Here is a 13148-nt window from a genome sequence, read left to right on the forward strand (position 1 = left end):
GGCTTAGATCATTTCCTCGCCGCCCTTGCCACCGAGCACGATCTCGCCGGCTTCGGCCATACGACGGGCAATGGTGAGGATTTCCTTCTGCGCGGTTTCGACGTCGCTGACGCGCACCGGGCCTTTCGCCTCGAGGTCGTCGCGCAACAGTTCGGCGGCACGCTTGGACATGTTCTTGAAGATCTTTTCCTTGACGCCTTCGTCCGAACCCTTGAGGGCCAGTACCAGCACGTCCGAAGAGACTTCGCGCAACAGCGCCTGGATGCCACGGTCGTCGACGTCGGCAAGGTTGTTGAACACGAACATGAGGTCTTCGATCTGACCGGACAGGTCTTCGTCGACTTCGCGGATCGAGTCCATGAGCTGGCCTTCGATCGAGCTGTCGAGGAAGTTCATGATGTCGGCCGCACGCTTGATGCCACCCAGGGTGGTGCGCGAGGCGTTCGAGTTGCCGGAGAACTGTTTCTCGAGAATCTGGTTGAGTTCTTTCAAGGCGGCCGGTTGCACGGTGTTCAACGACGAAACGCGCAGGATGATGTCCAGACGCACTTTATGGTCGAAGTTGCCGAGCACTTCACCGGCCTGATCCGGGTCGAGGTACGCGACCACGATTGCCTGGATCTGCGGGTGTTCATAACGGATGACGTCGGCGACGGCGCGCGGCTCCATCCATTTCAGGCTGTCGAGGCCGCTGGTGTTGCCACCGAGCAGGATGCGGTCGATCAGGCCGTTGGCCTTGTCTTCGCCCAGGGCCTGGGTGAGCATCTTGCGTACGTAGTCGTCGGATCCGACGCCGAGGCTGGTCTGATCGCCGACGATGTCGACGAACTCGCTCATCACCTGCTCGACCTGTTCGCGATGGACGTTGCCCATCTGTGCCATGGCCACGCCGACGCGCTGAACCTCTTTGGGGCCCATGTGGCGCAGCACTTGCGCAGCATCGGTCGAACCCAGGGACAGCAGCAGAATCGCGGCTTTGTCGACCTTGGTCAGTTTGACGGTGGCGGCTCGGTTATCACTCATCTGCGTTAATCCACTCTTTCACGACCTGAGCCACGCGACCCGGGTCTTCAGCTACCAGACTCTTGATTGCATTCAGCTGCGCGTCATAACCCTCGCTCGGGCTCGGCAACAGAATGCTCTGCGGACCACCGAGGCTCACGCGGTCGTTGGCCAGTTCGCCGTCCAGGCCGCCCATGCCACCAAGTTCCACGTCGCTGCCCAGACCGGCCAGCTCCTTGCCTTTGCCACCGCCGGTGATGTTGTTGAGCACCGGACGCAGCACACCAAACACCAGTACGAGGATGAACAGCACACCCAGCACTTGTTTGACGATGTCCCAGAACCATGGCTGGGAGTAGAACGGAATATCGGCAATCACTTCGCCGCGCTCGGCGGAGAACGGCATGTTGATCACGCTGACGCTGTCGCCACGGCTGGCGTCGAAACCGACCGCGTCCTGCACCAGACGGGTGAAGCGCGCCAATTCGTCGGCGCTCCACGGCGCACGGCTGGTTTCGCCGTTGGCCGGGTTGATCTTGACCTGATCGTCGACCACCACCGAAACCGACAGGCGATTGAGACGGCCCTGCTGCTGCTTGGTGTGGCTGATCGAACGGTCGAGCTCGAAGTTCTTGGTCGATTGTTGACGCTTGTCCGCCGGGTACGGTGCGAGCATCGGCTGGCCCGTGGCCGGGTCCATGATCTGCTGACCGTTGGCGTCAACCAGTGGCTGACCCGGCTGGATCATCCCGGCCGGTGCGGCGGTGCCACCGGTGGTCTGCGGCGCCGAGGCAGGCGCCGGCGGCTGGTTGCTCAGGGCACCCGGCACACCTTGCGGGCCATTGCTGGCGGTGCGTTGTTCGTTGACCGACTGCTCGCTGCGCAACGCCGGTTGGTCCGGGTTGAACTGCTCGGCGGTCGATTCGACGGCACTGAAATCGACGTCGGCGGAGACTTCAGCCTTGTAGCGATCGTTGCCCAGTACCGGTTGCAGAATGTTGTGCACGCGCTGGGTGAGCATGCTTTCCATGCGGCGGCTGTAATCGAACTGCTTGCCGGCCATGGTCATTTCCGAGTTCTCCGCCTGATCGGAGAGCAGGTTGCCCTTCTGATCGACGACGGTGATCTGCGATTTGCTCAACTCGGGCACGGAAGTCGCCACCAGGTTGATGATCGCCACCACCTGACCCGGCTCCAGCGAACGCCCGCTGTACAGCTCGACCAGTACCGAAGCGCTTGGCTTGCGCTCGTCACGAACGAAAACCGAACTCTTCGGAATCGCCAGGTGCACGCGGGCACCCTTGACGTTGTTCAGGCTGGAGATGGTCCGCGCCAGTTCGCCTTCGAGGCCGCGACGATAACGGGTCGCTTCCATGAACTGGCTGGTGCCCAGACCCTGTTCCTTGTCGAGGATTTCGAAACCGATGTTGCCGTCGCTGGGAGTGACACCAGCGGCAGCGAGTTTCATCCGCGCACGGGACAGGTCGTCGGCCTTGACCAGCAAGGCGCCGGAATTGGGTTCTACGTTGTAAGGGATGTCAGCGGCGGCCAGGGTTTCCATGACCTGCTTGGCGTCCATGCCGGCAAGGCTGCCATACAGTGGACGGTAATCCGGCTGCTGCGACCACAGCACCACGGCAAAGCCAATCGCCACGCTCGCAGCCAGACCGACCAACAGGCCGACCTGACGCAGCACGGTCATCTGGGAAAGGTTTTCCAGAAAGGACAGGCCGAACAGCGGCGGTTTGCCGTCGATCGGGGTGGCCTTGGCCGGAACGTTATCAGCGACTGCTTCTGCCATGACTTATTTCGCCCTTAAACCGGCATCTGCATGATGTCTTGGTAAGCCTGGACCAGCTTGTTGCGCACCTGGGTCAGAGCCTGGAACGACACGCTGGCTTTTTGCGACGCAATCATGACGTCAGTCAGGTCGACACCGCTCTTGCCGATCTCGAACGCGTTGGCCAGTTGAGTCGACGCCTGCTGGGTATCGCTGACTTTATTGATCGCCTGACCGAGCATGTCGGAAAAGCTGCTGCCCGCGATTTCAGGGACAGCGGCAGTCGATTTACGCGCAGACATGGCATCCACTTTCATGGCCTGCATGTCCATCATCAACCGATTAAATTCAATACCTTGGCTCATGGTCTACTCTCTTGGGCGGCCCGCAATTTTTTGACACTCACTCGGCGGGTACACAGGTATTAGCAACAAGGGTGCCAGCTAGTGGGCACCCTTCTGAGAAAAGCATCTGGAATGTTTTGCAGCATTGGTCAGGTGGCGAACAGATAGCCTTCGACATCCATCCCGGCATCGCGCATTTGCGCCAGTTTGTAGCGCAGGGTGCGCGGGCTGATGCCGAGTTTTTCGGCGGCCTCCTTACGGCGGCCACGCTCGGCGCGCAGGGTGTCGATGATCATCTGAAACTCCCGGCGGCGCAGGTCATCGCCCAGAGCGCCGGAAGAATCCGCCTCGATTTCCACCTCGCGGATCACTGGTGCCGCGACCGGCAACGGCGCAAATGTCACCGCACCGCTCAGGCAAAAATCCTGCGGCTGAATCAAACCGCCCTGCTGCAGGATCAGCGCGCGCTGAATGGCGTTGTCCAGTTCACGCACGTTGCCCGGCCACGGGTACGCGGTCAGACATGCTTGAGCTTCGGGGGACAGCTTCGCTGCTGCGTGCTTCATTTTATTGACGTGTTTGGCCAACAACTTTTCCGCCAGCGGCAGGATATCGGCAGTGCGTTCGCGAAGTGGACGCCAGGCCAGAGGGAAAACCGACAAGCGGTAAAACAGGTCTTCGCGAAAACGCCCCGCCGCCACTTCGCCGGCCAGATCGCGGTTGGTCGTGGCGACCACGCGAATATCCAGACTGATCGGCTTGCGCGCGCCCACTCGCTCCACTTCACGCTCTTGCAGAACGCGCAATAGCTTGGCTTGCAGGCCGAGGGGCATTTCGGAAATTTCATCGAGCAGAATGGTGCCGCCGTCCGCCTGCTCGAACTTGCCGGCCTGCGAAGCGATGGCGCCGGTGAACGAACCCTTCTCATGACCGAACAATGTCGCTTCGAGCATGTTGTCGGGGATCGCCGCGCAGTTAATCGCAATGAATGGCTGGCTCGCCCGCCGCGATTGCTGGTGGATATAGCGCGCCAGCACCTCTTTACCGGTACCGGACTCGCCGGAGATCAGCACAGTCGAGTCACTGCGCGCGACCCGTGCCGCCAGTTCCAGCAGTTGCGCACTGGCCGGCTCTACCGCGACGGGGCCATCCGCCTCGCCAGCGTCAATGCTGCCCAGCGCATGGCGCGCCACCAGATCGAGCAGCGCTTTGGGTTCGAACGGCTTGACCAGATAATCAGCCGCGCCTTGACGCATCGCATCGACCGCACGCTCGACGGCGCCGTGGGCGGTCATCAGCAGCACCGGCAATTGCGGCTGGCGCGCGCGCAGCAACGCGAGCAATTGGTGGCCATCCATGCCTGGCATATTGACGTCGCTGACCACCAGGCTGAAGGCTTGCTGCGCGACGGCCGTCAACGCTTCTTCGGCGCTGCCGACGGCGTGATAGTCGTGGCCGGCGAGCAGCAGCGTATCGGCCAGCGCTTCGCGCAACGAACGGTCATCCTCGACCAGCAACACCTTGATGCCCATGACGTTTATTCAACTCCTTGTGCAGCGGAAAACAGCGGCAGACTGACCTGCGCGCAAGTGCCGCGCCCGACTCGCGAACGCAGGGTCAATTCTCCCTGATGCGCACGGGCCACCGCTTTGACCACGGTCAGGCCGAGGCCGGTGCCGGTGACTTTGGTAGTAAAAAAAGGCTCGCCGAGGCGCGCCAAAACTGTCGGCTCAATGCCGCTGCCGCTGTCGCTGACACACAGACGCAGGGTGTTGCCTCTGGTGTAGCAATGCACTTTCAGGCGCGCTTCGCCGGCACTGGCCTGAATGGCGTTTTCAATCAGATTCAGCAGCGCGCCGACCAGCGTATCGCGGTTGCACAGCAGCTCACCGGCATGGCTGTCGCACTGCCAGCGGATCGGCAGATCCTGCACATGGGTCAGCGCCGCTGCCTGCAGCGATTGCATCAAGGCATTGGGCGTAATGCGGTCGGTCAGCGGCAATTCACCACGGGCAAAAACCAGCATGTCGCGCACTTGATGTTCCAGTTCGTGCAGACGCTCTTTCAGGCGGCCGGCAAAGCGTTGCTGGGTTTCCACCGGCAATTGCTGTTCAGTCAAATGACTGGCGTAGAGCAAAGCGGCGGACAGCGGCGTGCGAATCTGGTGGGCCAGAGACGCAACCATGCGCCCCAGCGACGACAAACGCTCATGCCGTGCCAGTTGATCCTGAAGATGCCGGGTTTCGGTCAAGTCGTTGAGCAGCACCAACTGCCCCGGCTCGGCGTCCAGCGAGCGGGTGGAAATCGACAGACGTCGACCGTTTTTCAAGGAGATTTCGTGACCGTCGTCTTCACGGGGAGCGAAGCAGCGTGCGATCACATGGCGCCAGAGTTCGCCTTCGAGTGGCGAGCCGAGCAGATCGATGGCGGCCGGGTTGGCTTCGCGCACCAGACCGTGGCCGTCAATGACGATGACGCCGCCGGGCAACAGGTCGAGAAGGTTTTGCAGGCGATTGGCCAAGCGTTCTTTTTCCGCCAGTTCCTGCATGCGCTGGGCGCTGACCACGGCCAGCTCACCCTTGAGCTCGGTGACCCGCGCTTCGAGCAGGCTGTAGGAGTCGGTCAGCTGGCTCGACATCTGGTTGAACAGCTGGAAGGCCTGCTCAAGCCCCTGACGACTTGCCTGCTCTACGGACGAGGGTTGCCCCACGATATTGGAGGCAGAAGAGATCTGGGCGGCTTGGGGCATTGGGCTCTCTCGCTTGGCTGACCGTCAGTGAAACGGAACGTTGCGAGGGCTATAGCAATACCCGTGCCTAAAAAAAACTGCTTATAAATGAAGCGCTTGAAAAACAGGCGTCAATCATCCGCCTGTTCGTCTCCTCCAGCCCGGCTCATGCCGTACTTGCGCATCTTTTCGACCAGGGTGGTGCGACGGATGCGCAGACGTTCAGCGGCCCGTGCCACGATGCCATTGGCATCGTCCAGCGCTTGCTGAATCAGGCCCTGCTCCAGACCACCGAGGTAGTCCTTGAGATCGAGGCCTTCCGGCGGCAGCAGTGCACTGGCGCTGAAATCCGGCGTATGGCCGTTGATCGCCACGCGCTCTTCCAGATCGCTGCGCAGGCTGTCGACCATCTGCTCGTCTTCGTCGTCGACGTAGCGGAATTTTTTCGGCAACTCGACCACGCCGATCACCCCGTACGGGTGCATGATCGCCATGCGCTCGACCAGGTTGGCCAGCTCGCGGACGTTGCCCGGCCAGCCGTGACGGCACAGCGACATGATCGCCGCCGAGTTGAAACGGATCGAACCGCGCTTCTCGTGCTCCATGCGCGAGATCAGTTCGTTCATCAGCAGCGGGATGTCTTCGACGCGCTCACGCAGTGGCGCCATTTCGATCGGGAACACGTTCAGGCGATAGTAGAGGTCTTCACGGAACGAGCCGATCTCGATCATGCTTTCGAGATTCTTGTGCGTTGCGGCAATGATGCGCACGTCGACGCTCTGGGTCTTGTTGCTGCCCACGCGTTCGAAGGTGCGCTCTTGCAATACGCGCAGCAGCTTGACCTGCATCGGCAGCGGCATATCGCCGATTTCGTCGAGGAACAGCGTGCCGCCGTTGGCCAGCTCAAAGCGCCCGGCACGGCTGGTGATCGCGCCAGTGAAAGCGCCCTTCTCGTGGCCGAACAGTTCGCTTTCGAGCAGCTCTGCAGGGATCGCCCCGCAGTTGACCGGGACGAATGGCGCGTCGCGGCGTTTGGAGTGATAGTGCAGGTTGCGCGCGACCACTTCCTTGCCGGTGCCGGACTCGCCGAGGATCAGCACGCTGGCGTCGGTGTCGGCCACTTGCTGCATCATCTGCCGCACGTGCTGAATCGCACGGCTGGTGCCGACGAGGCTGCGGAATAGATTGGGCTCGCGATGACGGCCGCGTTCGCGGGCCTGATCGTACATCTCGCGATAGACCTGGGCGCGGTGCAGCGAATCGAGCAATTTGCTGTAGCTGGGCGGCATTTCCAGGGTCGACAGGACGCGTCGACGCTGGTCTTCAGGCAGGTCAACGGAAGAATTATCGCCCATTAACAAAACCGGAAGGAACTCATCCCAGGTTGCGAGTGTCTTTAGCAAGCCCAAAAGCGCGCCAGGAGCATTAACCGTCCCGATCAGTACGCAAATGACTTCACGACTAGACGACAAAGAGCCGACTGCCTGCTGCCAGTCATGGCTGCCGCAGGGTAAATTTTCTTCGCCAAGAAAATTCAGAATCACCGCCAGGTCGCGGCGGCGGACGCTATCGTCATCGATCAGCAGAATTTTGGTTTCACGCCACATGCAATAGCAACTTCCCTAGTCAACTCAATGCCCGAAAAATAAGGCAAGCGAGACGCTTGCAGGACACCATGTGCCTGTAGACGCCCTAAACCTGATAATAGCCACTAGTTAAGTCAAAAAACCGTGCACAGTCAAATTTATGGCGCACATCTCTGGTTTAACTGACGGTTAATCAACCAAACAGATGGTAAACCTTTGCAGCCTTTTGCGCTTGGGTGATCTGCGACATCTCGTTGGCTATCGCCTGCCGCTCGCCCATTGCTACCTCGAGAAGCTCTTTGTAGACAAATAGCAGCTCCTCAAGGTTGTCGCGCAGTGCTACTTCGTCCAGCGAAGCTTCCGCCATGACGTCTTCCATGCAGGAACGGCAAGCCAGATCCAACTCACCAATGGCTTCCCAGTTTCGTTCGGCCAATGCTCCGACCAACGCTTCACGGGTATCGGCTATTCGCTGCAATACAAGACTCATGGTGACCTCCTTCAGAACTGCGGAGCCGGCACGGGCGCGATGGCGTCCCAACCTTCTTTGACCGTTGTCAGCAGGCCGGCGACTTCGTCGAGTACACGTGGGTCGCTGCTGATGTTCGCCTCGGCAAGGCGCTTCATCATGTAGATGTACAGGCCATCCAGATCGGCCAGCGCCTCGGCGTTGTTCTCAAGATCGAGGCCTTCACGCAGGCCACTGACAATGCCGATGGCCTTGCTGATCGCCGTGCATTTGGCGGGAATGTCCTTGCGCTCAATGGCGCCCTTGGCCTGAGCAATACGGGCCAGGCCACCTTCCATCAACATTTGCACCAGGCGGTGCGGGCTCGCTTCGGACGTCTGCGCATGGGCGCCGACTTTCTGGTACTGCCGAAGGGCTAACATCGGGTTCATGTTCTACCTCATTGCCACGTTGACTCGTATAACCAGTGTATCGCCAACCGGTCCGAAAACTTTAGATCAAAAGACAAAAACCCGGCGCACGCCGATAAAGCGTAGCCGGGTTTTTGTCGTTACTGACTGTTACTTCGCCGACTGCTGAGCGTTCAGCGAGCTGAAGAACGACGTGATGTTGCTCGCCGTTGCCTTCATCTGCCCTACCAGCAAGTCCATGGCGTTGTACTTGGCGGTCAACGTCGTAGTCAGGTTGGCAACCCGCAGATCCAGCGCCGCCTGCTGCTTTTGCAGGCTCGATGTCAGATTAGTCAGGTTGGAACTGCGCTGATCGAGCAGCCCACCAGTCTTGACGTACGGATCAACCGCCGCAGTCATACGCGCCAACAGACCATTCTTGGAATCGGTGCCGCTGAAGAGCTGCTGAACCTGGCCAGCCATGCCGGGAGTTTCCATACGCTTGTTGAACACTGCAGTGTCGAGCGTCAGCAAACCGGTTTTGCTATCGGTCAACACGCCCATCTGCGAGAGCACGGACAATTGCCCCGCTCCGCCCGCCCCTGGATCTGTCAACTGAGCGCGCACATCCGCCATCAACGAACGCGGCAGAGCGTCACCGGTGAACGCCGCCGAAACGGTCAGATTGCCGTCGGCATCCGGCGTTGCCTTGGACAAGGTGTCGATGGTTTTCTTCAGGGTGTTATAGGAATCGATGAACGATTGCAACGATGTCTGGATGCCGGCGGTATTGGTCGCAACCGAAACGGTCGCTGGCGTTGCGACGCCATTGACCAAGGGACTGGCGGCAGTCAGGTTAAGCGTCATGCCGCTGATCGCACCGGTCACGGTATTGGTCTTGCTGGTAACGGCCAGGCCGTCGATGGTCAGACTGGCATCCATCGCCAGCTTACCGACGGCTCCGGACGCACCGGCCGCCGGGCTGCTGCCCATTTCCTGGGTGCCATCGATCTCCAGACCAGCGATACCGCTGACCTGCAGGTCCATGCCGGCGCCCGTCTTGTTCGAGCTGAGCACCAGTCGCGACGAACCGGTGCTGTCGGTCACGATGTTGGCCGAAATACCGTTGCTGGCCTGTGCGGTGTTGATCGCATCGCGCGTGGACTGCAAGGTGGCATTGGCCGGAATCGCGACATTGTAATCAATGCCATTCTGACTGATTTTCAGAGTACCACTCGGAATGGCACTGGCGGCCCCGCCGGCGAAGGCGGCACTGGCGACTTTCGAGCCGGTGGCCAGGTTTTTCACGACGACGCTGTAAGTACCCGGTACGGCGGTTTTATCCGAGGTAGCACCAACAACCGATGGGGTGTCAGACGTTGCGGTAAAACCGGCAAACGCCGGACTCGAAGCTTTGTTCAGATCGCCCATGGCTTTCTGATACGCAGCCAGTGCACTTTTCAGCGAACCGACACCGGAGATCTTCAGGCTGTTGGTTTTGGTCGCAGTATCGATCTGCGTCTGCTTGGCAGACTTGTCGGCGTTGACCAGCGCGGTCACGATCGCGCCGATGTCCAGGCCGGAACCCAGTCCGGAACCCGGTAGAATTGGACTTGCCATGTGCATCTCCCTTCAGATTGTTGCCATTCTTTTGACCGTTACACGCGTCCTGAGAACGAACAAACACTATTCATGCCATTTATCAGACTTTGGCGTCGAACAATACATGACTTGCATTGGCGAGGCTGTCGGCCAGTTTGAGGGCTTCGGCGGAAGGAATCTGTCGAACGACTTCACCCGTCTCGCTCGCGATCACCTTGACGATGACCTTGCCGGAATGCTCGTCGATCGAGAACTCCAGATTGCGCTTGATCGACTGGACGAACTTTTCTATCTCTTGCACCGCCAGTTTCAACTTGGCGCCGTCCGCATCCTGATCCTTGGCAGCGACCGGCGCTTCAGTCTTTTGGACTTTAGGCAGCTCTGACGGTTTGTCAGCAACCGGTGTCACTGGCTTGGGAGCCGGATAAGACACGTTAAGCTTTACGCTCATGTCCATGCCCATCACCTCTTAACGTAAAAAAGCGAGAGAGCACGACAAGCGCACTCCCCCGCTTAAACTCATTCCGAAATTACTGAAGCAGCTTCAGTACAGCGGAAGGCAGTTGGTTGGCTTGAGCCAGTACGGAGGTCGAAGCTTGCTGCAGAGTCTGCTGCTTGGTCAGGTTAGCAGTTTCAGCGGCGAAGTCGGTGTCCTGTACACGACCCTGAGCAGCGGTGGTGTTTTCAGTGATGTTCTGCAGGTTCTGGATGGTGCTGGTCAGACGGTTTTGCGAAGCACCCAGGCTCGCGCGGGTTGCACCGATGTTAGCGATAGCTGCGTCGATTGCAGTGATCGCGCTGTCGATGGCGACGGCAGCGTCAGAAGGGCTGGCGCCAGTCAGTACAACAGTGCCGCTGCCAACCGACAGGCTGACGGCGTCGAACTTGGAGCTCAGTACCAGGTCGATGTGGTTAGCCGAACCGGTGTTTGCGCCCACTTGCAGGGTCACAGTGCCAGCCGAACCGTCCAGCAGGTTTTTGCCGTTCAGGTTGGTCGAAGCCGAGATACGGGTGATCTCGTCGGACATCTGAGCGAATTCAGCGTTGGTAGCGGTCTGGTCAGCAGTGCCGTTGGTACCGTTACGGGCTTTAACAGCCAGTTCACGCATACGCTGCAGGATGTCGGTAGTAGCTTGCAGAGCGCCTTCAGCGGTCTGGGCAACGGAGATACCGTCGTTGGCGTTCTGGATGGCCTGAGTGTTACCGCGGATCTGCGAGGACATACGGTTGGAGATCTGCAGGCCAGCGGCGTCGTCTTTGGCGCTGTTGATTTTCAGGCCGGAAGACAGGCGCTGCATCGAAGTGGACAGAGCGTCGGAAGCGCGGTTCAGGTTTTTCTGAACGTTCAACGATGTGGTGTTGGTGTTTACTGTTAAAGCCATGACGAATTCCTCGTTGGTTGGGTACTGCGGCTTCCGGCCCTGGCAACCGCCGGGTATGGCCTAGAGAACCTTCGTAATAGTTATCGTCGGGATTGCAGGTTGCTTGAGGGCTTTTTGAAAAAATTTTGCCATCACCACGCCACCCCCGAGAAAACAAAGACTTAGCAGCACATCCAGCGCGAAAAAATGACGTCATAAAACCGCCTGTAACGCAAAGCCGCGGGCCAGCGCTGCGCAGCGGCTCAGCGCCTGGCAGTTTCCAGCAATTCGACCAGTTCGTATTCCATATAGTCAGCCAGCCCCAACCAGTCCTGGCGCTCCTGACAGTCGAGCATTTGCGTGAGCACCTGTGCCCACGCCTGCTGGATATCCACTGAGGCAGACGCCAGACATTGCTGGGCCTGTTCGAATACATCGACCATCGTCAGTGCCGCCTCAACGTCACGCCCAAGGCGAAACAACGCCGCACACTGACGACACTGATCCTGACACTGACTCAGCGTACTCATTGCACGAACTCCGGATTGAAAGTGGTCCCGGCAATCAATGCACCGGCGCGGCTGCTGTTGAGAAACTCGACCTGCGGATGCGCGGCGATATACCGCTCCAGCACACACAGATAGCCACGAAAATTCAGCTGAGTGCTGACGCGCTGACCGTGGCCATCGCGCACCCAGTGCCGCGCTTGGGCCAGCGGCGGGCCCAGATCGCCGTCGTCCCAACCGGCGTGGGTCTTGTTCATCGGGAAAGCGAAGTCAGCGCCAAACAGGGTGATTCGCTCGGAGCCCATCTTCACCGCGAGATCCACCGCCGGATGGATCACGCTGCCGCCGACGTGCAGCTCGCCGCGTGGATACCGTTCTTTCAGCTCGGTATAGATCGGGCTGGCCGAATAGCCGCCATAGCGCTTGCCCTTCCATGCCTTCAATACCTGCGGGTCGCTCATCGGCAGGTACACCAGGGTAATGCCGTCAGACGTCTCGAAGGGCAGATGCCGAAAGCCGATGCGCTGATCGATACTCACAACCAGATCAGGCACGATGCCGTGCTCACGTAGCGGCCGATAAGCGGTATCAACACAGATGAACAACGGCCGCTCGGCACGCTGACGTATCGCCGCCAGACGTTCGAAATGCTGCTCCAGTGTCGGCCCGGTGGCGATCACGTAGATTTCACGTCCAGCGCAACTGCTGAACAGCTGCGCGACATCGTCATCGCCAAGCAGCACCGGCAGACAGTCCTGCAAGCGTTGCTGGATTTCTGGCGACTGCGGATCGAAATCGCGATTGTTGAATGTCAGGTGCACTTCATTGATCAGCCGGTCGCGGATCTTCGCGTTGAAGTCATCGGCCAGCAGCATCTCGGCGGGCAAAGCAAAGAATGGCGTGAAGAAGTCAGGATGATCACCGGCGTATAACAGCTCGACCCGAGGATCCTCCAACCATTGGCGCTGATCAAGCAGTTGCAGTACCAGCGCGAACAGCGCGCCGTTGAGGATGTGCACGTACAGTTTTTCCAGGTCTGCGCGATCGAGCAGCACGCCGGGCAAATCGCCCAGGCCGGTGCCATAGACATGCAGATGCGGTTTTGCCGGCAGGCTTGCCGCCTGAACCTGCGCCTCATGCAGACGATCATGGCGACTGGTCAACTGAATGCCATCAACGCTCAGCGTCGAGCCCAGCCCTTGCACGAGTTCGGCCTGTACGGACGCGCTGTCTTCAGCCATCAATCGCTCGAACAGCGCCGGCCAGCGCCGTTGCAACACCTCGGCATTGGCTTGGAAAAACTCGCTCATGGCGCCTCGCGCTCCTTCTCGGGCAAAAAAATAGCGTTCAAGGTTAACCTTGAACGCTATTTTTGTATCAG

General features: G+C 59.6%; 13 protein-coding genes. All 13 read right to left on the bottom strand.

Features of this window, described 5'->3' with window-relative positions; all coding sequences use genetic code 11:
• Window positions 1-3 precede the first annotated feature (3 nt).
• The 13 genes from fliG to D8U70_RS19880 all read right to left on the bottom strand — a co-directional run bounded on the left by fliG (window position 4) and on the right by D8U70_RS19880 (window position 13077).
• Complete coding sequence (gene fliG / locus D8U70_RS19820; protein ID WP_016771079.1) at window positions 4-1023, bottom strand: flagellar motor switch protein FliG; 1020 nt, start codon at window positions 1021-1023, stop codon at window positions 4-6.
• Window positions 1016-2803 (bottom strand): flagellar basal-body MS-ring/collar protein FliF, encoded by a 1788-nt coding sequence (gene fliF / locus D8U70_RS19825; protein WP_071171439.1) that lies wholly within the window; start codon window positions 2801-2803, stop codon window positions 1016-1018. The genes fliG and fliF overlap by 8 nt, the downstream gene beginning before the upstream one ends.
• A 14-nt stretch (window positions 2804-2817) precedes the next feature.
• Entirely contained in the window at window positions 2818-3147 is a 330-nt protein-coding gene (gene fliE / locus D8U70_RS19830) for a flagellar hook-basal body complex protein FliE (protein ID WP_016771081.1), read from the bottom strand.
• A 128-nt stretch (window positions 3148-3275) separates the two neighbouring features.
• Window positions 3276-4658 carry a sigma-54 dependent transcriptional regulator gene (locus tag D8U70_RS19835; RefSeq protein WP_071171438.1) on the bottom strand — a complete coding sequence of 461 codons (1383 nt, stop codon included), beginning with the start codon at window positions 4656-4658 and terminating at the stop codon, window positions 3276-3278.
• 5 nt (window positions 4659-4663) lie between these two features.
• On the bottom strand, window positions 4664-5875 hold the full coding sequence (locus D8U70_RS19840) for an ATP-binding protein (protein ID WP_024012102.1): 1212 nt from the start codon (window positions 5873-5875) through the stop codon (window positions 4664-4666).
• Between the two features lie 110 nt (window positions 5876-5985).
• On the bottom strand, window positions 5986-7461 hold the full coding sequence (locus tag D8U70_RS19845; RefSeq protein ID WP_016771084.1) for a sigma-54 dependent transcriptional regulator: 1476 nt from the start codon (window positions 7459-7461) through the stop codon (window positions 5986-5988).
• A gap of 172 nt (window positions 7462-7633) precedes the next feature.
• Window positions 7634-7930, bottom strand: coding sequence for a hypothetical protein (locus D8U70_RS19850; protein WP_016771085.1), 297 nt, complete (start codon window positions 7928-7930; stop codon window positions 7634-7636).
• Between the two features lie 11 nt (window positions 7931-7941).
• Complete coding sequence (gene fliS / locus D8U70_RS19855; protein WP_024012101.1) at window positions 7942-8340, bottom strand: flagellar export chaperone FliS; 399 nt, start codon at window positions 8338-8340, stop codon at window positions 7942-7944.
• 129 nt (window positions 8341-8469) lie between these two features.
• A complete protein-coding gene (gene fliD / locus D8U70_RS19860) occupies window positions 8470-9918 on the bottom strand; it encodes a flagellar filament capping protein FliD (protein ID WP_110645065.1) in 1449 nt (482 codons plus the stop codon).
• 82 nt (window positions 9919-10000) lie between these two features.
• The gene (locus tag D8U70_RS19865; RefSeq protein WP_039761159.1) at window positions 10001-10357 is read right to left on the bottom strand and encodes a flagellar protein FlaG; all 357 of its coding nucleotides are present in this window, start codon (window positions 10355-10357) and stop codon (window positions 10001-10003) included.
• 73 nt (window positions 10358-10430) lie between these two features.
• Window positions 10431-11282 carry a flagellin domain-containing protein gene (locus tag D8U70_RS19870; RefSeq protein ID WP_073472782.1) on the bottom strand — a complete coding sequence of 284 codons (852 nt, stop codon included), beginning with the start codon at window positions 11280-11282 and terminating at the stop codon, window positions 10431-10433.
• A 242-nt stretch (window positions 11283-11524) separates the two neighbouring features.
• The gene (locus D8U70_RS19875) at window positions 11525-11791 is read right to left on the bottom strand and encodes a hypothetical protein (RefSeq protein ID WP_073472784.1); all 267 of its coding nucleotides are present in this window, start codon (window positions 11789-11791) and stop codon (window positions 11525-11527) included.
• A complete protein-coding gene (locus tag D8U70_RS19880) occupies window positions 11788-13077 on the bottom strand; it encodes a 6-hydroxymethylpterin diphosphokinase MptE-like protein (protein WP_130929569.1) in 1290 nt (429 codons plus the stop codon). The genes D8U70_RS19875 and D8U70_RS19880 overlap by 4 nt, the downstream gene beginning before the upstream one ends.
• Between the last annotated feature and the right edge of the window lie 71 nt (window positions 13078-13148).

This window comes from Pseudomonas sp. Sample_20 (assembly GCF_004307585.1).
Classification (GTDB): Bacteria; Pseudomonadota; Gammaproteobacteria; order Pseudomonadales; family Pseudomonadaceae; genus Aquipseudomonas; species Aquipseudomonas atacamensis.